General features: G+C 61.3%; 17 protein-coding genes, 3 tRNA genes and 2 pseudogenes. 20 read left to right on the forward strand and 2 right to left on the reverse strand.

Annotation, left to right across the window (positions count from 1 at the left end; translation table 11 throughout):
* The first annotated feature begins 39 nt into the window (after window positions 1–39).
* The 17 genes from K5Q02_RS12665 (at window position 40) to glpT (ending at window position 16,489) form a co-directional block, all read left to right on the forward strand.
* Window positions 40–1,050, forward strand: a complete 1,011-nt coding sequence (locus K5Q02_RS12665; RefSeq protein WP_225830975.1) for an aspartate-semialdehyde dehydrogenase — start codon at window positions 40–42, stop codon at window positions 1,048–1,050.
* Between the two features lie 146 nt (window positions 1,051–1,196).
* The gene (locus tag K5Q02_RS12670; protein ID WP_225830978.1) at window positions 1,197–4,052 is read left to right on the forward strand and encodes a FimV/HubP family polar landmark protein; all 2,856 of its coding nucleotides are present in this window, start codon (window positions 1,197–1,199) and stop codon (window positions 4,050–4,052) included.
* Between the two features lie 3 nt (window positions 4,053–4,055).
* A complete protein-coding gene (gene truA, locus K5Q02_RS12675; RefSeq protein ID WP_225830980.1) occupies window positions 4,056–4,922 on the forward strand; it encodes a tRNA pseudouridine(38-40) synthase TruA in 867 nt (288 codons plus the stop codon).
* An 88-nt stretch (window positions 4,923–5,010) separates the two neighbouring features.
* The gene (locus tag K5Q02_RS12680; RefSeq protein ID WP_225830982.1) at window positions 5,011–5,643 is read left to right on the forward strand and encodes a phosphoribosylanthranilate isomerase; all 633 of its coding nucleotides are present in this window, start codon (window positions 5,011–5,013) and stop codon (window positions 5,641–5,643) included.
* A gap of 172 nt (window positions 5,644–5,815) precedes the next feature.
* A complete protein-coding gene (gene accD / locus K5Q02_RS12685) occupies window positions 5,816–6,700 on the forward strand; it encodes an acetyl-CoA carboxylase, carboxyltransferase subunit beta (RefSeq protein ID WP_225830985.1) in 885 nt (294 codons plus the stop codon).
* Window positions 6,697–8,004, forward strand: coding sequence for a bifunctional tetrahydrofolate synthase/dihydrofolate synthase (gene folC / locus K5Q02_RS12690; protein WP_225830987.1), 1,308 nt, complete (start codon window positions 6,697–6,699; stop codon window positions 8,002–8,004). Before accD ends, folC begins: the two co-directional genes overlap by 4 nt.
* Window positions 7,988–8,623 (forward strand): SPOR domain-containing protein, encoded by a 636-nt coding sequence (locus K5Q02_RS12695; RefSeq protein ID WP_225830989.1) that lies wholly within the window; start codon window positions 7,988–7,990, stop codon window positions 8,621–8,623. Before folC ends, K5Q02_RS12695 begins: the two co-directional genes overlap by 17 nt.
* A gap of 73 nt (window positions 8,624–8,696) precedes the next feature.
* Window positions 8,697–9,263: a CvpA family protein gene (locus K5Q02_RS12700; protein ID WP_225830991.1), complete on the forward strand. Its 567-nt coding sequence runs from the start codon at window positions 8,697–8,699 to the stop codon at window positions 9,261–9,263.
* Between the two features lie 28 nt (window positions 9,264–9,291).
* A complete protein-coding gene (purF, locus tag K5Q02_RS12705; protein WP_225830994.1) occupies window positions 9,292–10,797 on the forward strand; it encodes an amidophosphoribosyltransferase in 1,506 nt (501 codons plus the stop codon).
* Between the two features lie 66 nt (window positions 10,798–10,863).
* A complete protein-coding gene (locus tag K5Q02_RS12710; RefSeq protein WP_225830996.1) occupies window positions 10,864–12,075 on the forward strand; it encodes an O-succinylhomoserine sulfhydrylase in 1,212 nt (403 codons plus the stop codon).
* A gap of 83 nt (window positions 12,076–12,158) precedes the next feature.
* Window positions 12,159–12,234: transfer RNA gene (locus K5Q02_RS12715), tRNA-Val, on the forward strand.
* A gap of 37 nt (window positions 12,235–12,271) precedes the next feature.
* Window positions 12,272–12,348 (forward strand) — tRNA-Asp (locus K5Q02_RS12720).
* Between the two features lie 97 nt (window positions 12,349–12,445).
* Window positions 12,446–12,522 (forward strand) — tRNA-Asp (locus K5Q02_RS12725).
* 312 nt (window positions 12,523–12,834) lie between these two features.
* Window positions 12,835–13,653, forward strand: a complete 819-nt coding sequence (locus K5Q02_RS12730; RefSeq protein ID WP_225830998.1) for an energy transducer TonB — start codon at window positions 12,835–12,837, stop codon at window positions 13,651–13,653.
* Window positions 13,654–13,739: 86 nt separating this feature from the next.
* Window positions 13,740–14,465, forward strand: coding sequence for a MotA/TolQ/ExbB proton channel family protein (locus K5Q02_RS12735; RefSeq protein WP_225831000.1), 726 nt, complete (start codon window positions 13,740–13,742; stop codon window positions 14,463–14,465).
* A gap of 1 nt (window position 14,466) precedes the next feature.
* Window positions 14,467–14,868 carry an ExbD/TolR family protein gene (locus K5Q02_RS12740; protein ID WP_075929518.1) on the forward strand — a complete coding sequence of 134 codons (402 nt, stop codon included), beginning with the start codon at window positions 14,467–14,469 and terminating at the stop codon, window positions 14,866–14,868.
* Between the two features lie 274 nt (window positions 14,869–15,142).
* On the forward strand, window positions 15,143–16,489 hold the full coding sequence (glpT, locus tag K5Q02_RS12745; protein ID WP_179538665.1) for a glycerol-3-phosphate transporter: 1,347 nt from the start codon (window positions 15,143–15,145) through the stop codon (window positions 16,487–16,489).
* 193 nt (window positions 16,490–16,682) lie between these two features.
* Here the strand turns inward: glpT and K5Q02_RS12750 are convergent, their stop codons facing one another.
* Window positions 16,683–17,684, reverse strand: coding sequence for an AraC family transcriptional regulator (locus tag K5Q02_RS12750; protein ID WP_225831002.1), 1,002 nt, complete (start codon window positions 17,682–17,684; stop codon window positions 16,683–16,685).
* A 440-nt stretch (window positions 17,685–18,124) separates the two neighbouring features.
* Between K5Q02_RS12750 and K5Q02_RS12755 the strand changes: the two genes are divergently transcribed.
* The 3 genes and pseudogenes from K5Q02_RS12755 to K5Q02_RS12760 form a co-directional block, all read left to right on the forward strand.
* Window positions 18,125–18,916, forward strand: a complete 792-nt coding sequence (locus K5Q02_RS12755; protein WP_225831003.1) for an EAL domain-containing protein — start codon at window positions 18,125–18,127, stop codon at window positions 18,914–18,916.
* Window positions 18,917–19,012: 96 nt separating this feature from the next.
* Window positions 19,013–19,507, forward strand: a pseudogene (locus K5Q02_RS24585) (MCP four helix bundle domain-containing protein); the annotation flags it as partial.
* 12 nt (window positions 19,508–19,519) lie between these two features.
* Window positions 19,520–20,638, forward strand: a pseudogene (locus K5Q02_RS12760) (methyl-accepting chemotaxis protein); the annotation flags it as partial.
* A gap of 67 nt (window positions 20,639–20,705) precedes the next feature.
* On the opposite strand, the gene K5Q02_RS12765 reads toward K5Q02_RS12760, so the two are convergent.
* Window positions 20,706–22,148, reverse strand: a complete 1,443-nt coding sequence (locus K5Q02_RS12765; RefSeq protein ID WP_225831007.1) for an efflux transporter outer membrane subunit — start codon at window positions 22,146–22,148, stop codon at window positions 20,706–20,708.
* Window positions 22,149–22,152 lie beyond the last annotated feature (4 nt).

Consider the following 22,152-nt stretch of genomic DNA (forward strand, 5'->3'; position numbering starts at 1 on the left):
GCCGGGTCTGTTTCAGCTATCGAGCATCAGCCTCTCCTCATGACTTCTACCTTTGATATCGCCATCGTCGGCGCCACCGGCAGCGTCGGTGAATCCCTGCTGCAAACTCTCGCAGAGCGGGATTTCCCGGTTGGTGATTTGCATCTGCTCGCCAGCAGCGAATCTGCAGGTCGTACGCTAGCCTACAAAGGGCGCAATCTGCGTGTGCGTGCCTTGGACGGTTTCGATTTTCGCGCTGTGAAGCTGGTGTTCTTCGCCGCCGATCAGGCCGTCACGCTGGCCCACGTCGACGCGGTGCGCAAGGCAGGCTGTTCGCTGATCGACGTGACCGGTGCGTTGCCCAACGAGCAGGCGCCGCGGGTCGTTCCCGAGGTCAATGCCGCTGTGCTCGAGGGGCGTGAGGCGCCATTCATGCTCACCAGCCCGTCCTCGGTAGCCGTGGCAGTAACGCTGGTGCTTGCCGCATTGAGGGAGCAGGTATCGGTGCGTCGGCTGGTGATTAACGCCGGGCTGGCGGTTTCCAGCCGTGGCCGGGAGGGGGTGTCCGAACTGGCTCGGCAGACGGCCGAGTTGCTCAATGGCCGTTCGTTCGAGCCGCGTCTGTTCGATCGGCAGATGGCCTTCAACGTCCTGGCCCAGGTCGACGAGCCGGATGCAGAGGGGCACGGTCGCATCGAGCGCCGCGTCAACGAAGACATCAAGGCGCTGTTCGATGATGCTTCACTGAGTGTCGCGGTCAGCTGTCACCAGGTGCCGGTATTCTTTGGCGACAGCTTGAGCGTAACGGTGCAGTCATCTACACCTGTAGAGCTGGATAAGGTTATCGCTGCGCTGGATGCGGCAGCCGGTATCGAGCTGGTCGACGCGGGGGATTATCCGACCGTTATCGGTGACGCCGTCGGCCAGGATGAGGTGTACGTAGGCCGCGTGCGGCGCGGTTTGGACGACCCCAGCGAACTCACTTTGTGGATTGCGTCTGATAATGTGCGAAAAGGTGCGGCTTTGAATGCCGTGCAACTGGGCGAGTTATTGATAAAACACCATCTGTAAAAGATACTTATGCGGAAATTTGAAGATCTATTCGAGCTTGGCAAATACTGAGCGCGCTGATTGTTGGCTGGGGGGCCTGTAAAGGGGCAGCCGACGATCACCAACCCTCTCGTTGTGCGAGAGCAGTTAACACAAAGGAAAAGGCTATGGTTCGGGTTCGTAAACTGGTACTGGCTATCGCTGCCGCGACGGCGTTGTCTTCCGGTATGGCGCATGCGTTGGGTGTCGGCGAGCTGACGCTTCAGTCGTCTCTGAACCAGCCTCTGGTGGCAGAAATTGAACTTCTGGATGTGCGCGATCTTTCCGCGGCGGAAATGCGCCCTGCGCTCGCCTCGCCGGAAGAGTTCAACAAGGCCGGTGTCGATCGCCAGTATTTCCTGACCGACCTCAAGTTCACGCCGATCGTCAAACCGAACGGCAAGAGCGTGATTCGCGTCACCTCGACCAAGCCGGTTCGCGAGCCCTACCTGAATTTCCTCGTGGAAGTGCTGTGGCCCAATGGCCGTCTGCTGCGTGAGTACACGCTGCTGCTCGATCCGCCTCTTTATTCCCCTCAGGCCGCTGCCGCACCGCAATTGCCGGTCGCCGCTCCGGCACCACGTCCTGCTGCTCCTGCTTCGGTCACACCGCCGCGCGCCGCTGCGGCGGCTACGCCTGCAGCACCACGCGCTGCAGCAACTGAGCAGGGCACTGAATATCGTACCAACACCAACGACACCCTGTGGGAAGTTGCTCAGCGCGTACGCGGCAACGGCAGCGTCCATCAGGCGATGCTCGCCATTCAGGATCTCAATCCGGATGCCTTCATCGGTGGCAACATCAACCGCATGAAGAGCGGCCAGGTGCTGCGTCTGCCGGACGAGCAGCAAGTCGCCCGTCGCAGCCAGACCGAGGCGTTGGCCCAGGTAAATGAGCAGAACAGTGCCTGGCGCCAGGCGCGAAGCGCCCCTGCAGTCGCTGGTGCGCGGCAGATCGATGCTACGCGCCGTACCGGCGCCGGTGCTGCGCCTGCCGAAGTGCAGTCTGAAGATAAGCTCAAACTACTGGCTGCTGATGCGGGTAAAGCCACGGCAGGTAGCGAAAACGGATCCAACAATAGCGCAGCGTTGAGCAATCAACTGGCGGTCACCCAGGAGAGTCTGGATTCGACACGTCGCGAAAACGACGAACTGAAAGACCGCATGACTGATCTGCAAAGCCAGCTCGACAAGCTGCAGCGGCTCATTCAACTGAAAGATAACCAACTGGCCAAGTTGCAGGCTGATGTGTCGGCTCCTGCCGGGCAGGTGGCTGGTGCTGGTGCCGCAGCAACTGCAGCACCTGCCAGCGCAGGTCAGGCGACTGACACGCCAGCTGGTGCGCCAGGTAGCGAGGCGTCCACACCTGTCGCGCCTTCGGCTGAAACACCGGTCGTTCCGGCTGGGCCGGTAGCCGAGACCCCGCTGAGCGGTGAGTCTGCTGCGCAGCCTGGTACCGATGCCGCCCCGGCTGTACCCGCCGATGGCGCTTCACCAGCCGAAGATCCTGCTGTAACTCCTGCGCCGGCACCCGTCGAACCAGCCGCTCCTGTCGTTACCCAGGCCCCAGAGGTGGTAGCTCCCGCCCCTGAGCCGGTCGAAGAGGACAGCGCCCTCGACAACCTGCTGGCCAATCCGATGCTGCTGGGTTTGGTCGGTGGCAGCTTGCTGCTGGCACTGCTGCTGGTGCTGCTGATCCTGTCGCGCCGTAAGGCGCGCAAGGAAGCCGAGGAGGAAGAGAGCCTCGCTGTGTATCAGGAAGATACCCATCGTTTCGATAGCGACATGGAGCTGCCTGCCGACAGTCTGAATGACCTGCCTGATGACCTGGCAGCACCACTGCAGCCAGCAGGTGAAGATCGTGTCGTCGCGCAAACCGGTGATGCCATGGGTGAGGCCGACATCTATATCGCTTATGGCCGCTTCAATCAGGCCGCCGAGTTGCTGCACAACGCTATCAACGACGAGCCGCATCGTACCGATCTGCGCCTCAAACTGATGGAGGTCTATGCCGAGCTGGGTGACCGCGAAGGTTTCGCTCGTCAGGAAAACGAATTGCGTGAAATCGGCGGTGCCAACGCCGAAGTCGAGCAGTTGAAAAGCCGCTACCCGGCCATGGTGCTGCTCGGTGGTGCTGCTACGCTGGCTGCTGCCGATGATCTGGACTCCTTCAGCCTGGACGATCTGGCGTTGGACGAGCCCGTCAAACCGGCTGCACCGCAACCTGCCGATGACGCTTTCGATCTTGACTTGGATGCACTCGAAGCCGAATTCGCCTCTGACTCGCAGGCTACGCCCCAGAGCACCAATCGTTTCGACGAAATTGATACCCTGAGCCTGGATTCCGATCTGGATCTGCAGGCTCCCAAGCAGCCGGTCGCAATCAAGGATGACACTGTGGCTTTTGATCTGGATCTCGGCGATGACGCCGATAATCGTCAGGAGCTGGGCGGTGAGTTGGCGGACTTCAGTCTCGACCTTGACTCGCCTTCCACTACCGCTGCGGCGCAAAGTGATGACTTCCTACTCAGCCTCGATGATGACGCTGACAAGGCGCCAGCCAATGATGGCTTGGCTGATTTCTCCTCGTCGCTGCCGGATGAAAAGCACCAGGATGACTTTGGCCTGCCTGCAGATTTCGATTTGTCGCTCAATGACGACGCGCCGGCTCCAGGCACCGGTGCCAGCTTCGCCGCTCAGCTCGATGATGTGACTGCCGAACTTGACCAGTTGGCTGAGAGCCTGGAGCAGCAAGGCAAGCTTGAGCCGGAAAGCCATCAGGCGGATACCTCATCGCTCGACGATGACGAGGATTTCGACTTCCTCTCGGGCACCGACGAGACCGCGACCAAGCTGGATCTGGCGCGCGCCTACATTGATATGGGTGATTCCGAGGGTGCCCGTGACATCCTCGATGAAGTGATCGCCGAAGGTAACGATGGTCAGCAGCAGGAAGCGCGTGAGCTGATCGGCAAACTGGTTTGATACATGTCTGATGTGCGTACCTCGACGGCAGCCGAAATGGCTGCCGTCGGCATTTACAAGATTGCCCTGGGTGTCGAGTACCGTGGCGCCCGTTACCGTGGTTTCCAACGCCAGCGTGACGGCGTGCCATCGATCCAGGCGTCCCTCGAGAAAGCCCTTTCCAAGGTTGCCGGCGGCGCGCCTGTGACGCTGAGCTGTGCCGGGCGCACCGATGCCCTGGTACATGCCAGCGGTCAGGTGGTGCACTTCGACACTACAGTCGAGCGCTCCATGCACGCCTGGGTGATGGGTGCCAACATGAATCTGCCGGGCGACATCAGTGTGACCTGGGCCAAGGCCATGCCAAGGCATTTCGATGCGCGCTTCTGCGCCATGGCGCGACGCTATCGCTATGTGATCTACAACGATCAGATACGTCCGGCGCACATGGCTGAAGAAGTCACCTGGAACCACCGTCCACTGGATATCGAGCGCATGCGCGAAGCGGCGCGTGTGTTTATTGGTACCCATGACTTCAGCGCATTCCGTGCGCGGCAGTGCCAGGCCAAGTCACCGATCAAGACGGTGCACCACCTGGAGTTGCTGCAACATGGTCGCTTCATCGTGCTGGATATCCGTGCCAATGCCTTCCTGCACCATATGGTGCGTAACATCGCTGGCGTGCTGATGACCATTGGTGCCGGTGAGCGCCCGGTGGAGTGGGCTGGTGAGGTGCTGGCTACCGGTGTGCGGCGCACTGGTGGTGTGACGGCTCATCCTTACGGCTTGTATCTGGTGCAGGTGGATTACCCGGCCGAGTTCGAGTTGCCGACGCGTTATCTGGGGCCGCACTTCCTGTCCGGCCTGAAAGACGTGGCAATCCCGGATTAGCCGGCAGGGCAGGGTGGGGGCAGCAATTAATGGCCCATCGCCTGTGGTCATTTGTTACCATCCGGCCTTTCGCGGAGGTATTCGTCTTTTGTCAGTCGTTCGCTGCAAGATCTGCGGGATTACCCGCCTCGAGGATGCGCTCGCCGCAGTGGCGGCTGGTGCCGACGCTATCGGCCTGGTGTTCTACGAGCGCAGCCCGCGGGCGGTGTCGATCGAGCAGGCGCGGGCCATCGTGACCGCGCTGCCGCCGTTCGTGACCACGGTCGGTCTGTTCGTCGACATGCAGCGAGCCGAGTTGGATAAGGTGCTGGCTGCGGTACCGCTGGATCTGTTGCAGTTTCACGGTGATGAAACCGCTGCCGAATGCGAAGCCGTCGGCCGGCCCTATATCAAAGCGCTGCGGGTTCGTGCACAAGACGATGTGGCGGCGCTGGTGGATGCTTATCCTGGTGCCCGCGGAGTTCTGCTCGATACCTTCGTGGAGGGTGTTCCCGGAGGGACAGGGCAGGCCTTCGACTGGTCGCTGGTGCCTGCGCAATTGAGCAAGCCAGTGATCCTTGCCGGTGGCCTGACCCCGAGTAACGTATCTGCGGCAATCGCCCAAGTGCGGCCTTATGCGGTCGATGTCAGTGGCGGCGTAGAGGCGAGCAAGGGCATCAAGGATGCCGGTCGGGTAAAAGACTTCGTGCGCGCTGTGCGGGCGGTTGGAGAGTCGATGTGACGACGTCGCGTAGCGAGCCGTCCATACTCCTATCGCCGCGATAAGTGCGCGCTTTTTTCGTGGTCGGGTAAGGTGGCGGGCGTAACGCCGGCCCCTGAGGCGACCACTTTGTGAATTCGCTTGTCATGTGCAACAAGCATGTTGAAGCCTACAGCGTTGGAGAATTGAGAGCATGAGCAACTGGCTGGTAGACAAACTGATCCCATCGATCATGCGTTCCGAGGTCAAGAAGAGTTCGGTGCCGGAAGGTCTGTGGCACAAGTGCCCATCCTGCGAGGCCGTGCTGTACAAGCCGGAGCTGGAAAAGACCCTGGACGTTTGCCCCAAGTGCAATCACCACATGCGTATCAACGCGCGTGCGCGCCTGAACATCTTCCTCGACGCCGATGGTCGTGAAGAGATTGGCGCCGATCTGGAGCCAAACGATCGCCTGAAATTCCGCGACAGCAAGAAGTACAAGGATCGCCTGGTCGCTGCACAGAAGCAGACCGGCGAGAAGGACGCGCTGATTTCCATGAGCGGTACTCTGGAAGGCATGCCGATCGTGGCCTGTGCCTTCGAGTTCTCCTTCATGGGTGGCTCCATGGGCGCTATCGTCGGCGAGCGTTTCGTGCGTGCCGCCAACGTGGCTCTGGAGCAGCGCTGCCCATTCGTGTGCTTTGCCGCCTCCGGTGGTGCGCGCATGCAGGAAGCGCTGATCTCGTTGATGCAGATGGCCAAGACTTCCGCCGTGCTGGCGCGTCTGCGTGAGGAAGGCATTCCCTTCGTTTCGGTACTGACCGATCCGGTCTACGGTGGTGTTTCCGCCAGTCTGGCCATGTTGGGTGACGTGATCGTCGCCGAGCCGAAGGCACTGATCGGTTTTGCCGGCCCGCGGGTAATCGAGCAGACCGTTCGCGAGAAGCTGCCAGAAGGCTTCCAGCGCAGCGAGTTCCTGATCGAGCACGGCGCCATCGACATGATCATTCACCGTGCCGAGCTACGCTCGCGTCTGGCTCGTCTGCTGGCGCAGTTCACCCACCAGCCATCACCTGCAGCGCTGCCGGTCACGGCATGATCCAGCGCTCCCTGGCCGAGTGGCTGGCGTACCTGGAGCGTTTGCATCCGAGCGCCATCGACATGGGCCTGGAGCGCTCCCGGGAGGTTGCCAAGCGCCTTGGGCTTTCCCGTCCGGCGCTGCGGGTGATCACGGTCACCGGCACCAACGGCAAGGGCTCAACCTGTGCTTTTCTCGCCTCGCTGCTGCGTGCGCAGGGGCTCAAGGTTGGCGTGTACAGCTCGCCGCACCTGCTGCGTTACAACGAGCGGGTGCAGATCGATGGTCTGGACGCCAGCGATGAAGGTCTCTGTGAGGCTTTCAGCGCCGTCGAGGCCGCACGGGGCGAAACCTCACTGACCTATTTCGAGATGGGCACGTTGGCAGCCTTCTGGTTGTTCGAGCGTGCCGGTCTGGACGTCGCGGTGCTGGAAGTCGGTCTGGGTGGGCGCCTCGATGCGGTCAATCTGATCGACGCTGACTTGGCGCTGATCACCAGCATCGGTGTGGATCACGCCGACTGGCTGGGGGATACCCGCGAGTCGGTGGCGTTCGAGAAAGCCGGCATCATGCGTCTCGGCAAGCCGACGCTCTGCGGCGATTTCGATCCGCCGCTGCCACTGTTGGAGCGCGTCGCTGAACTCGATGTGCCATTTTTTCTGCGTTGCCGGGATTTTGACCTGAGCATCACTGAGGATGGCTGGAGTTGGTACGGGCTGACGCTGCGTGGGCATGTGCTGCGCCTTGAGGGCCTGCCACTGCTCGATCTGCCCATGGAAAACGCCGCGCTGGCTCTGCAAGCCTATGCCTTGCTCGATCTGCCTTGGGATGCCGGCGTCATCGCCGCAGCATTGGCTGTTACCCGGGTAACCGGGCGCCTGGATCGTCGTCACTTGAACTGGCAGGGCAAGTCCCTCACTCTGTTGCTCGATGTAGGGCACAATCCCCACGCTGCGCAGTTTCTTGCCGGTCGCCTGCAGTCCCGTCCTGTCAACGGTCAGCGCCGGGCAGTCTTCGGCCTGTTGGCCGACAAGGACTTGCCTGCCGTCGTGGCGCCGCTGCTTGGCGAGATTGCCCACTGGGCGGTGACGCCGCTGCCGACCGAGCGTTCTCGCTCAGCGGCCGAGTTGCATGGGCATCTGATCGCCTGTGCTGCACAGGTCGAGATGCACGCCGATGTGGCGAGTGCTCTGCAGGCACAGTGCGAGCGCGCCGCGGCAGGGGATGAAATTCTGCTCTTTGGTTCTTTTTTCTGCGTGGCCGAAGCCCTGATATGGCTGGAGCGTCACGCCCAGGAGGATGTGCAGGATGGCAATGCTGGATAGTGGAACGAAGCAACGTATTGTCGGGGCTCTGGTGCTGGTCGCGCTGGCGGTGATTTTCCTGCCGATGCTGCTGTCCCGTCCTGACGAGTTGCGTCATGTGGTGGTCGACGCGCCAAGCATGCCGGCCAAGCCCGTAGTCCCGGAAATCGAGATGCAGCCGGTTATCGTCCCCGATCCTCAGGAGCTGCCGCAGGAACCGGTGCCCGGCGACAGCGCGGCTGCTGATCAGGCGCAAGCGCCCGTCGAGCAGCCGATCGCCGAGTTGCCTGCCAGCCAGGAGCCCGTAGCGACGCCCGCTCCGCAGCCAACGCCCAGCAAGCCGGCCGAAGTGGCACCGCCGCCGCAGAAGGCGCCGGCTGAGCGTTTGGATGCCAATAGCCTGCCGGTCAGTTGGTCGGTGCAATTGGCCAGTCTTTCCAGTCGCCCAGGTGCAGAAACACTGCAGAAAACCCTGCGTGCTCAGGGGTACAACGCCTATATCCGCGCCGCCGATGGCATGAACCGGGTGTTCGTCGGGCCTTTGGTCGAGCGGGTCGAGGCCGATCGGCTGCGCGATCAGCTCAATCGTCAGCACAAGCTCAATGGCTTTGTGGTGCGCTTCCAGCCTGAAAGCAACTGACTCGGTATATGCGCTTAACCGATGGGCAGGGGTCTGCTAAAATGCAGCGCCTCTTCCATCGGTAGCCTGCATCGTGGCATTCACTTGGGTCGATTGGGCGATCATCGCCATCATCGTCGTATCGAGCCTGATCAGCTTGAGTCGAGGCTTCGTCAAGGAAGCGCTGTCGCTCGTTACCTGGATCATCGCTGGCGTGGTCGCCTGGATGTTCGGTGGTGCGCTCTCGCAGCATCTCGGTGCCTATATCGAAACCCCGTCCGCCCGTGTCATCGCCGCCTGCGTTCTGTTGTTCGTACTGACCCTGCTGGTCGGTGCATTGATCAATTATCTGATCGGTGAGCTGATCCGGGTGACCGGTCTTTCGGGTACGGATCGTTTTCTCGGTATGGTATTCGGCGCCGCACGTGGCGCCTTGCTGGTCGTGGTCGCCGTCGGGCTGTTGAGCCTGGCACCCGTCGAGCAGGATGTCTGGTGGCAGCAATCGACGCTGCTGCCGCATTTTCTGTTGGTTGCAGACTGGTCGAAGAACCTCATTCTGGGGATGTCCAGCGAGTGGTTGGCGAGTGGTATACGCGAGCCGGTCGAACTGCCGTTCAAAGATGTGCTGCAGGGAACCATTCCCGTTGGCACTGGTAAATAGTCGTCTCACTGAGTAGGGGTTGCGTCACATGTGTGGCATTGTCGGTATCGTCGGGAAATCGAACGTCAATCAGGCGCTGTATGACGGCCTTACCGTCCTCCAGCACCGCGGCCAGGATGCTGCCGGTATCGTCACCAGCCACGAGGGACGGCTGTTCCTGCGTAAGGACAACGGCCTGGTGCGTGATGTGTTTCAGCAGCGGCACATGCAGCGCCTGATCGGCCACATGGGTATTGGTCACGTGCGTTACCCGACCGCGGGTAGTTCCAGCTCGGCGGAAGCTCAGCCGTTCTACGTCAACTCGCCCTACGGCATCACCCTGGCGCACAACGGTAACCTGACCAACGTCGAACAGTTGGCCAAGGAAATCTACGAATCGGATCTGCGTCACGTCAATACCAACTCCGACTCCGAAGTGCTGCTTAACGTGTTCGCCCATGAGTTGGCCGTGCGCGGCAAGCTCAACCCCAGCGAAGAAGACGTCTTCGCTGCGGTCAAGGACGTGCACAAGCGCTGCCGTGGCGGTTACGCCGTGGTGGCGATGATCACCGGTTACGGCATTGTCGGCTTCCGCGATCCGAACGGCATTCGTCCCATCGTCTTCGGTCAGCGCCATACCGACGAAGGCGTCGAGTACATGATCGCCTCCGAGAGCGTGGCCCTGGACGTGCTCGGCTTCACCCTGATTCGTGACCTGGCTCCTGGCGAAGCGGTTTACATCACTGAAGAAGGCCAGTTGCACACCCGTCAGTGCGCACCCAATCCGCAGCTTAAGCCGTGCATTTTCGAACATGTCTATCTGGCTCGCCCGGACTCGATCATGGACGGTGTGTCGGTGTACAAGGCGCGCCTGCGCATGGGCGAAAAGCTCGCGGACAAGATTCGTCGCGAGCGCCCCGAGCACGATATCGACGTGGTCATTCCGATTCCAGATACCAGCCGTACGTCGGCGCTGGAGCTGGCCAACCACCTCGGTGTGAAGTTCCGCGAAGGCTTCGTCAAGAACCGCTACATCGGCCGTACCTTCATCATGCCGGGACAGGCTGCGCGCAAGAAGTCGGTACGCCAGAAGCTCAACGCCATCGAGCTGGAGTTCCGCGGCAAGAACGTGATGCTGGTGGACGATTCCATCGTGCGCGGCACCACCTGCAAGCAGATCATTCAGATGGCCCGCGAAGCCGGCGCCAAGAATGTGTATTTCTGCTCGGCCGCTCCAGCCGTGCGTTACCCGAACGTCTATGGCATTGATATGCCGAGCCCCCACGAGCTGATCGCCCACGGTCGCACCACCGAGCAGGTGGCTGAGTTGATCGGTGCCGATTGGCTGATCTATCAGGATCTCGATGATCTGAAAGAAGCCGTCGGTGGTGGCAAGATCAAGATCGAGCATTTCGACAGTGCTGTATTCGATGGCCAGTACGTCACCGGCGACGTCGATGAGGCTTACCTGAATCGCATCGATCTGGCGCGCAACGATGGCTCCAAGACCATCCAGCAGGCGGGTAGCGAAATTATCGATCTGTATAACAACTGATCGGCAAACGAAGCGTAAACAACCGGGCCCATGTGGCCCGGACTGGTTTCAGGACGAGGACGCGATATGACGCAGGAATGGGATGCAGGTCGACTCGACAGCGATCTGGACGGTGTAGGTTTCGACACCCTGGCGGTACGTGCCGGGCAACACCGCACGCCTGAGGGCGAGCATAGCGAGGCGCTGTTCACCACCTCCAGCTATGTATTCCGTACCGCTGCCGATGCAGCCGCACGCTTCGCGGGCGAAGTGCCGGGCAATGTCTACTCGCGTTACACCAACCCTACGGTGCGTGCGTTCGAGGAACGCATTGCGGCCATGGAAGGGGCCGAGCAGGCCGTTGCTACCGCCTCGGGCATGTCGGCGATCCTGTCCATCGTCATGAGCCTGTGCAGTGCCGGCGATCACGTGCTGGTGTCGCGCAGCGTATTCGGTTCGACCATCAGCCTGTTCGAGAAGTACCTGAAGCGTTTTGGCGTTCAGGTCGACTACGTGCCGTTGGCCGATCTGCAAGGCTGGGCCGCCGCGTTCAAGCCGAACACCAAACTGCTGTTCGTCGAGTCGCCTTCCAATCCGCTGGCTGAACTGGTCGACATCGCTGCGCTGGCGGAGATTGCCCATGAGCGCGGCGCGTTGCTGGCTGTGGACAACTGTTTCTGCACGCCTGCGCTGCAGCAGCCACTGAAGCTCGGTGCGGATATCGTCATGCACTCGGCGACCAAATTCATTGATGGCCAGGGCCGCGCCATGGGCGGCGTGGTGGCCGGTAGCGCCAAGCTGATGACCGACGTGGTGGGCTTCCTGCGTACCGCAGGGCCGACGCTGAGCCCGTTCAACGCCTGGATCTTCCTCAAGGGGCTGGAAACCTTGCGTATCCGTATGCAGGCTCATTGTGCCAGTGCGCTCGTACTCGCCCAGTGGCTGGAGCAGCAGGACGGCATCGAGCATGTGTATTACGCCGGTCTGGCCAGCCACCCTCAGCATGAGCTGGCTGCGCGTCAGCAGAGCGCCTTTGGTGCGGTGGTGAGCTTCGAAGTGAAAGGAGGCAAGGAGGGCGCCTGGCGTTTCATCGACGCCACGCGGGTGATCTCCATCACCACCAACCTGGGCGATACCAAGACCACCATTGCCCATCCAGCGACCACTTCTCATGGGCGCCTATCGCCGCAAGAGCGTGCCAATGCTGGGATTCGCGACAGTCTGATCAGGGTTGCGGTAGGTCTGGAAGACGTGGCCGATCTCAAGGCCGATCTGACGCGTGGTCTGGCCGCGCTGTAAAAACCACCTTTTTAGAAAAAAACGAAGCGGGGCCTTGACTTAGGTTCGGCCCCCGCGTAAATTTCGCCTCCTCGCAAGGCCAAGGGTGATTAGCTCAGCCGGGAGAGCATCTGCCTTACAAGCAGAGGGTCGGCGGTTCGATCCCGTCATCACCCACCACTTGCCTTGAGAGAATCGGACGTAAGTCCACCGACGCGCAGCGGTAGTTCAGTCGGTTAGAATACCGGCCTGTCACGCCGGGGGTCGCGGGTTCGAGTCCCGTCCGCTGCGCCATATTTTCCATACCAGACGCCGTTCTGGGATGTGATACGAAAGCACCGCTTACGTATCTGACGAAGCAAGAGTTGTACGGACGCAAGTCCACCGACACGCAGCGGTAGTTCAGTCGGTTAGAATACCGGCCTGTCACGCCGGGGGTCGCGGGTTCGAGTCCCGTCCGCTGCGCCATATCCACCTGCCTTTAGCAGGTTTCCTGAAAAGCGGCCATTGGCCGCTTTTCTTGTTTTCATTCCTCTCATTCTGTTAGCTGATGCGCTCTGGTTCAGAGGGCTGATAAGGCTGGCTGTCACGCTATTCCCCGAGGCAGGTCATCTTAAATTGGGGATAGGCACGCTCTATATTCTCCAATCGAATAACCATCTGAAAAAAAGTGATTTTACGAAATAATCGGTAACCCTCATTCTTAGCCGCACCAGACAACTGGAATTCCGTTTTTGCTTAGACCGGCTCTAAGTCGGTACTTCCAGGAGTCTGTTGGTAATGGGTAATCTTCAATCCTCCGTGCGTTCCAATGCAGCCTGGCAGCAGGCGCGCGTGCCCGGAGAGGTCTTTGACCTCGGTGTACCACTGCGCCAGGCGCTGGGTACGCTGCGTCACGCCCCCCATGCCTCGCGTCCCGTTCTGGGGCGCCGTGAAGCGATTCTGCTGGGTACTTTCGCGTTGGTGTTGCACGCAGGTGTGCTGTTCTGGCTGAGCCAGCGGCCCGAGCCGGTGCTGCCGGAAGTGCCGGTGGAAATCCCGCCGATGACCATCGAATTCGCCGCCCCGACTCCGCCACCGGAGCCAGTGGTAGAGCCACCACCTCCCGAGCCGATCGTCGAGCCACCACCACCGGTGGTCGATGAGCTGGCGGTCAAACCACCGCCCAAGCCGGAACCTCCAAAGCCCAAGCCGCAGCCGCCGAAACCCAAGCCGGAGCCCAAGCCCGTGCCGAAACCGGTCGAGCCTGCGCCTGCGCCGCCCAAGGTCGAAGCGCCACCGGCACCGCCCGCGCCGCCAGCTCCCAAGCCGGTGACCGAGACGCCGCCATCCGCCAGCGCCGCTTACCTGCGCAACCCGGCGCCGGAATATCCCTCCCTGGCCCAGCGCCGCGGTTGGGAAGGCACCGTGCTGCTGCGCATCCGCGTGCTGGCCAACGGCAAGCCCGGCGATATTCAGATCCAGACCAGCAGTGGTCGCGACGTCCTCGACCAGGCTGCAGTTAAAGCGGTACAGCGCTGGAGCTTCGTGCCCGCCAAGCGTGGTGATGTTGCCCAGGAAGGCTGGGTCACGGTACCGCTGGACTTCCGCCTGAACTGACGCATACGGCGACACCCTTTTTCACGAGCCCGGACAGTCCGGGCCCGAAACCTGTCATCGACATACTGTTTTCCGAGGACCGCACCATGAACCTGCTAGTCGATTCCCCCCTGCAATCGGTCGAACACGCCGTCATCTGGCTGCTGATCGGCTTCTCCGTCGTCACCTGGGGCCTAGCCCTGATCAAGGGCATTCAGTTTGCCCGCCAGCGCCATCAGGATCGCAAGTTCCAAAAGCTGTTCTGGTCGGCCACCAGTCTCGACTCGGCCTTAGAGCTGGGTCAGAGCCAGTCTGGCGCCGTGGCTCATGTTGCCCAGGCCGGTTTCGCCGCTATCCAGGTACCGGACGGCCAGCAGCCGGGCGACCTGAGCCAGGCGATCAACCACCAGGATCGCCTTGAGCGCGCCCTGCGTCAGCAGATCCAGCGTGAGCGTCGCTCGCTGGAATCCGGTCTGGCCGTGGTCGCCTCCATCGGTTCTACCTCACCCTTCATCGGCCTGTTCGGCACTGTGTGGGGCATCATGGAAGCGCTCAAGGGCATCAGCGCAGCGGGTAACGCCAGCCTGGAAACCGTTGCCGGGCCGATCGGTGCCGCGCTGGTTGCCACCGGTGTGGGCATCGCCGTCGCGGTACCAGCGGTGCTGGTCTACAACTACTTCCTGCGCCGCCTCAAGCTGACCGCGGCGGATCTCGACGATTTTGCCCATGACTTCTACAGCCTGGCGCAAAAGAGTGCTTTCAAGGTCATCGTTCACCCAGGTGCAAAGCGCGGTGGAATCGCCACCGGCCAACCCGTAAAAGAGGCGGTGTGACATGGCATTCTCGACCCAGGACAATGACGAAGTACTCAGCGAAATCAACGTCACGCCGCTGGTAGACGTGATGTTGGTGCTGCTGGTGGTATTCATCGTCACCGCACCGCTGCTGACCAACTCTATTCCGATCAACCTGCCGAAGACCGAAGCCGTGGCCCCAGCCGACCAGAAAGACCCGCTGGTGATCAGCATCGATGGTGACGGCAAGCTGTTCATCAACAAGGATGAGATCCAGCCGGAGCTGCTGGAAAGCAGCCTGATTCAGGCCAAGGCCGACGACGCCGAACTGAAGGTGCAGCTGCAGGCCGACGACCAGGTGGACTACGGCTCGGTGGCGAAGGCCATGGCCGCTATCGAGCGGGCCGGTATCACCAAGCTGGCGGTGATCACCGCTCGCTGACTGCGCGTCCGGGGTTCTGAAAAGCGCGATTTGCCAGCCGGCGGATCGCGCTTTTTTCGTTCCGCTTCTGTGGCGACGACATTTTTCTACTGTTCTTGTATCGCTCAATGGATGAAGCCAGAGCATCCTCCCGTCCGAATAGCGCGGATTAGTTCAGATTCCAACAGTTTCTTGCCTTTACCGCTTCAGTTGTGAGTGCTATTTTCGTTAATGAAAATGTCACATAACTGTCACATTCAAAGTGCGCAGCTAAAACAAGAACTGGAGTCTCAGGATGTTCGCCTTCTTCCGTCCCGCCCCTCATCGGGAAACCCTGCCCGAAGAACAGATCGATAGCACCTACCGCCGCCTGCGTTGGCAGATATTCGCCGGGATATTCATCGGCTATGCCGGTTACTACCTGCTGCGCAAGAACTTCTCGCTGGCCATGCCCTACCTGATCGAGGAAGAGGGTTACAGCCGCGGGCAGCTTGGCTTGGCGATGTCCGCCATCGCCATCTCCTACGGGCTTTCGAAATTCTTGATGGGACTGATTTCCGACCGCTCCAACCCTCGCTACTTCCTGCCTTTCGGTTTGCTGGTGTCAGCAGGCGTGATGTTCGTTTTCGGTTTCGCGCCCTGGGCTACCTCCAGCGTGACCATGATGTTCATCCTGCTGTTCATCAACGGCTGGGCGCAGGGCATGGGCTGGCCGCCCAGCGGCCGAACCATGGTGCACTGGTGGTCGCAGAAAGAGCGTGGCGGCGTGGTGTCGGTCTGGAACGTCGCCCATAACGTCGGCGGTGGCCTGATCGGGCCGCTGTTCCTGGTCGGTATGGGGCTGTTCAACGACTGGCACGCGGCGTTCTACGTGCCGGCTGCAGTGGCGTTGCTGGTGGCGGTCTTCGCCTTCATGACCATGCGCGATACCCCGCAATCGGTCGGCTTGCCACCCATCGAGCAGTACAAGAATGACTATCCGGAGGGCTACGATGCCAGCCACGAGAAGGAATTCAGTACCCGCGAGATCTTCGTCAAGTACATCCTGCGCAACAAGATGCTGTGGTTCATCGCCCTGGCCAACGTGTTCGTTTATCTGCTGCGTTACGGTGTGCTGGACTGGGCGCCGACCTACCTGAAGGAGGTCAAGCACTTCTCGGTCGACAAGACGTCCTGGGCGTATTTCTTCTACGAGTGGGCGGGCATTCCCGGCACGCTGCTGTGCGGCTGGATGTCGGACAAGGTGTTCCGTGGCAACCGTGGCCTGACCGGCGTGGTGTTCATGGCTCTGGTGACGGTCGCGACCGTGGTGTACTGGCTCAATCCGCCGGGTAACCCGATCGTCGATATGGCTGCGCTGTTCTCCATCGGCTTCCTGATCTACGGCCCGGTCATGTTGATCGGTCTGCACGCGCTGGAGCTGGCGCCGAAGAAGGCGGCAGGTACTGCAGCGGGCTTCACCGGCCTGTTCGGTTACTTGGGTGGCTCGGTCGCGGCAAGCGCGGCGATGGGCTACACCGTCGACCACTTCGGCTGGGACGGCGGCTTCGTACTGCTGATCGGCGCCTGCCTGCTGGCGATCGTGTTCCTGATCCCGACCCTGTGGCACAAACAGGCGCCGAGCGAAGAGCGCGCGTCTTGATCTGAATCGATCAGCTCGGTCGTCGCGCCCTTTGGGGCAGGCGCCCGAGGTGTTTCGCCAAGTCGGCAGGTGGGGCCGACGATGATTTGCTTCAGCCCATTCCTGTCTTTTTCTTGTCTCTAGCGGCCTGGCTCGTATGCAAGCGACGCTGGTTGCCTCACCTTTTGATGAGCATTCTGGGTATCGCCATGGTTCAGCACTGTTCCTGAAGGTTGCGATATTGGCTGGGCGGCATGCCGAACCAGCGCATGCTGGCCTTGTGGAAGCTGCTCTGGTCGCGAAAGCCCAGGGTGGTCGAGATGTACTTGAGGCTGCGGCTGGAGTTGCGCAGGAAGTTGTGTGCCAGCTTCAGGCGCGACTCCTCCTGCAGTTGGGTAAAGCTCACCATTTCACGTTCCAGGGCATGCTGCAGGCTGCGTTTGCTCAGGCTCAGTGCGTCGGCGATCTCGCTCAGGCTGGGGTTGAGTCCCTGAGTGAGTTGCTCCACCAGCAGCCTCACCACGCGCGCTGCGACAGAGCCATTGACCACGTCGTCGAGACGCGCCTGGGCATATTCCTGATGCATGACATGTAGGGCTTCATCTGCCGTCGGCAGGGTGAAGGCGCTGATTTCGCCACGGAACGTCAGGCTGTTGTGCGGCGCCGAGAAGCGCAGATTGTCGCCGAACAGCTGCTGCAAACGTGTGATGTTGTCGGGCTGCGGGTAGGTGAACTCCACCGCCAGTGGCATGGGCTTTTCGTGGGGTGTCAGCCAGTGGATCAGGCCGAGGGTCAAGGCGGCGCCAGCATCGATGAAGGCGCGAGGTGCTGGTGTTGGTGAGGTGCCGACTTCCAGGCCAATCAGTTTCAGCGTGTCGTGTCGTTGCTCGAGAAGTATGTGCGAGCCATTGCTGGTCAGCGGGTGGAAGTCCGCCAGCAGTTTGAGCGCACTACCCAGTGTCGGGCTGGACATGATCGAGTAGCACTGCGCGCCAAGAATACTCGGGTGGGCATGGGCGTATGTGGCCAGGCCAATATCCGCGTTGTTCGCCTGCTCGGTCGCCTGGGAAAACAGGTCATAGACCTGAGCCAGCCTGATTGGGGCTCCGCGGCTCAGCGCAGCGACCAGTTCGTGGTTCAGCTTGCCCGGATCGATGCCTTGTTGGAGCAGGGTCTTGGCCATCACCTGAAAGCAGGCGCTCGTCATCGTGTACATCGGCTTTCCTGATTCTCGGGTGGTGCTGATTGATCGAATAAAGACTGACGGATGGGCGTGCGGACAAGAAACAGGTGCGTGAGAACACTATTCGAGTAGGCGCGGCGGTGTAAACATAAGCACGCTTATAAATATCCCACCAAGCCTCGCAGTTTTTGTCGACTAGCCGATATGCCGCTTCCCGGTTATCTGTCGGTTTTGATGTCGATCCTCGAACCCCATAAAACCAAGAATACGCTTCGTGAAACGTTGCAGACCCGAACTGGCAAAAGCGCAGTGCCGGGGTTGTGGCGCGTTATCGCGACCCTGATTTTTCTGGTCTAGGCCAGGCCCGGTTTAACGGGGCCGCTGACCCAGGGGCGGCATCGAGCGACTGACGAGGCTGGCAGGGACAGCCTAGGGGAATGTCGTGCGATGCAAAAATATTTTCAGGTAACTCTATGATCCGCCTGGCGCAGATGTCTGCCGCCGTGGCTTCGAGCGACGAGGCTCGGGCCCGGTATTTTTACGGGCAGTTGCAGCAGGGCCGGTTTCACCTGGCTTTTCAACCGGTGGTTGCCCCTGCTAATGCGCAGCGCACCCTCTATCACGAGGGGCTGCTGCGCAGCAGTGGCGAAGCGCTGGATTTCAATCCCTTTGCGGTTCTGGAGCGTCTGCAGTCGATCAGGCAATTGGATTGCTGTGTCGCCAACAGCGTGATCGCCCTGCTGCAGAGCCACCCAAGTCTGACACTGGGCTGCAATATATCGGCGCAGAGCGCCAGGCTCGACTCTCACTGGGAGCGAGTGCTGCAGCAGCTCGCGGACGATGCCAACTTGGCGCGTCGGTTGGTCATCGAGATAACCGAAAGTTCAGCGCAACCCAGCCATGAACAGGCTATCGAGTTCGTTCACCAACTGAGAAGCACCGGCTGTCACGTGGCGATCGATGACTTCGGGTCGGGGTTCGCGACCCTCACCTTCATTCAGCAAGGCCAGCCCGATCTGATCAAGATCGATCAGGGCTACATACGCCGAGCTCGGCAGTCATCCCTGCATGGCAAGACCCTGAAGCATCTGATCGGGCTGTGCAGCACCCTTGCCGCCCACGTTGTGGTCGAGGGCATTGAGACCACCGAGGATCTGGAGATTGCTCAGGAGTGTGATGCGCAGTGGGTTCAAGGGTTTCTTTTTGCCCGCCCACAGGCGTTGATCGATGGTCTCGAGGAGCCGTGCGTCATCGCTTCCAGGTGACGACGCGAGTACTGCCTCACCCCACGAAATTGGCATGACCACAGGCCCGAGAACGCGCGCCTGAGCAGAACACTTAGTGATCCAGGAGCAGATGAGATGTCGTTCAGGAATGTGAAAATCGGTTTGCGTGCGGGTATTTCCTTCGCTGCGTTGGCGGTTCTCGTGGTGGTCTTGGGGGTTACGACCCTGGGGCAGATGAAGCGCATGGACAGCATGTCCGATGCCATCGAGTCGAAGTGGTTTCCATCCACGCTGACGTTGAATGAGTTGAGTACGGCTATTTTCCGCATCAGAGCGCTGACGTTGCGCCTTTACATCCTCGATAGTGAGCAGGCAGCGCAGGGCACCTTAGCGCTTATCGATGGCGCCAAAGCTGATCTGCAACTCGCGCAAGAACGTTATTCGGCGTTGGTTTATAGCGACTCAGAACGGGCGCTCTACCAGCGTTTGCTCAGCGTCAAGGAGCGCTATATGGCGCACCAGGCTGAAGTGATTGACCTGATGCGCCATGGGCAGCGCGACGAGGCCAGGAAAATCATTACCGGGGTAATGGCCGAAGAGGGCGATACCATTGTCCGTGAGTTGCGGGAGCTGACCGAATTCAATCGCCAGGGGGCTGCCCATGCGTCGGCAGAGAGCGAGAGCGTGTACGGCAGTGGTAACACCATCGTGGTGTCGGTGGTGCTGATCGCCACGTTGCTGACCATCTTCCTGGCCGTGTTCCTCACCCGCAGCATCGTCAGGCCGCTGAGCAAGGCCGTTGGCGTGGCGCAGACCATCGCTGCCGGTGATCTGACCCGCGAGTTCAGTGATGAAGGGCGCGACGAACCTGCTCAGCTGTTGCAGGCGCTGGCCGTTATGCAGCGCAGCCTGCGCGGTACTCTCCAGCAGATTGCCGATTCCTCGAACCAGCTGGCATCCGCTTCCGAAGAGCTGCATGCGGTCACCGAAGATTCGACCCGTGGGCTGCACCAGCAGAACAATGAAATCGAACAGGCCGCCACTGCGGTCAACCAGATGACTGCTGCGGTGGAAGAGGTGGCGCAGAACGCGGTCAGCACCTCCGAGGCTTCGCAGGAGTCGGACAGCAATGCGCGTCAGGGGCAGGATCAGGTACGCCAGACGGTCGACTCGATTCACCTGCTGGCCCAGGACGTCACCTCGACGTCCGCCGAGGTCGGCAAGCTGGCTGGCAACGTGCGCAACATCAGCCAGGTGGTCAACGTGATCCGCTCGATTGCCGAGCAGACCAATCTGCTGGCGCTGAACGCGGCTATCGAGGCGGCCAGGGCGGGTGAGCAAGGCCGTGGTTTCGCGGTGGTGGCCGATGAGGTGCGTGCACTGGCCCACCGAACTCAACAATCGACTCGGGAAATCGAGCAGATGATCGAGACCGTCCAGCAGGGCACCGAGCATGCGGTGAAGGCGATGGAAAGCAGCAGTGTGCGCACCGATTCGACTCTGTCCCTGGCGCAAGCGGCCGGTCAGGCGCTGGAAGTGATCGTACGGGCCATCGGCTCGATCAACGAGCGTAACCTGGTGATTGCCAGCGCCTCGGAGCAGCAAGCACAGGTGGCTCGCGAGGTCGACCGTAACCTGGTGAACATCCGTGATCTGTCTCTGCAGACGTCTGCCGGGGCTAACCAGACCAGCTCTGCCAGTCAGGAACTGTCGCGGTTGGCGGTCAGCCTCAACAGCCTGGTGGCAGGTTTCCGGCTCTGACCGAAACGGGCTGCTGCTGAGGTGATGCACAAGGGCGTGCGGCTTTCGCCAACACGCCCTTTATTCATCAGCGCTGCGCGGGTGCCGAAGCATCCGCACGCGCCATTCCATCTCCTGTCCAGCCGCCGCCCAGGGTTCTGAACAGATCAGCCAGGGCGAGTTGCCGCTCGGTGCTGATCTGGATCAGGGTGGTCTGGTCGGTGAAGCTGCTGCGTTGCGCGTCGAGGTAACGCAGGTGGTCGTCCACGCCGCCTCTATAACGCGCTTCGGCGAGGGTTTCCGCGGCCTGGCTGGAGTCGGCCAGCGCACGCCGCGCGGCTTCCTCGCGGCGCAGCGTGTCAGTGGCGGCGAGGGCATCGGCGACTTCCCGGAAGGCGGTCTGGATGGTGCTTTCGTAGTCCGCCACTGCCGCGTCCTGGCGGACTTCGGCGAGGTTCAGGTTGGCGCGGTTACGGCCGCCGGCGAAGATCGGCAGCGACAGGCTCGGCGCGAAGCTCCAGGCCCGCGAGCCGCCATCGAACAGCCGCGACAGCTCGGTGCTGGAACTGCCTACCGAGCCGGTCAGGGTGATACGCGGGAAGAACGCTGCACGTGCGGCACCGATATCGGCATTACGTGCCTTGAGCCGGTGTTCGCTGGCCAGAATGTCCGGGCGCCGCTCGATCAATGCCGAGGTGGTGCCTGGGGCGATGTCTTGCAGCACCATCAGGTTGTCGCGCGGTTTGGCGGGCAGCAATCGCTCCACGTCCGGCGTGCCGAGCAGCAGCACCAGGGCGTTGTCCGCCTGGCGCAGCTGACGCTCGGTACTTTCGCGTTCGGCCTTGGCCTGCTCGGCCAGGCCGACGGCTTCCTGATAATCCAGCGCCGTAGCGGTACCGGCTTCGCGGCGTCTGCTGACCAGATCCAGCGAGGCCAGGCGGCTGTCCAGGGTCTGTTCGATCAGCGCCCTGCGGCGCAAGGCGCCGTCGCGGGTCAGGTAGGCCTGGATCACTTCGGCGATCAGGCTGATCTGCGTGGCGCGGGTCGCTTCCTCGGTGGCCAGGTAGGTTTCCAGCGCCGCCTCGGAGAGGTTGCGCACACGGCCGAACAGGTCGACCTCGTACTCGGCCAGGCCCACGCCGACCTGATAGACGCTGGTCACCTCGGAGCGCCCGGTCTGCGACTGATCGGCGGGCAAGCGCTGGCGGTTGCCGGTGGCGTTGGCGTTGATCGACGGCAGGCGGTCGGCGCGCTGGATACGGTACTGGGCGCGCGCCGCTTCGATATCCAGCAGCGCCTGGCGCAGGCTACGGTTATTGCTCAGGGCGGTGTCCACCGCACGGCGCAGGTCGGCATCGACGATAAAGGTCTGCCAGTCCAACGCATCCGCGCGAGTGCCGGCTGTGCTCGCGGCCGTCCATTGCTCGGCGACCGGCGCATCCGGCCGCTCGTAATGAGGGGCCAGGGAACAACCTCCGAGGGCGATGGCCATTGCCAGTAGGGCGGGGCGCAGCATGATTTGGGTGGTCATGGCA

Source organism: Pseudomonas sp. MM211, assembly GCF_020386635.1.
Taxonomy (GTDB): Bacteria; Pseudomonadota; Gammaproteobacteria; order Pseudomonadales; family Pseudomonadaceae; genus Aquipseudomonas.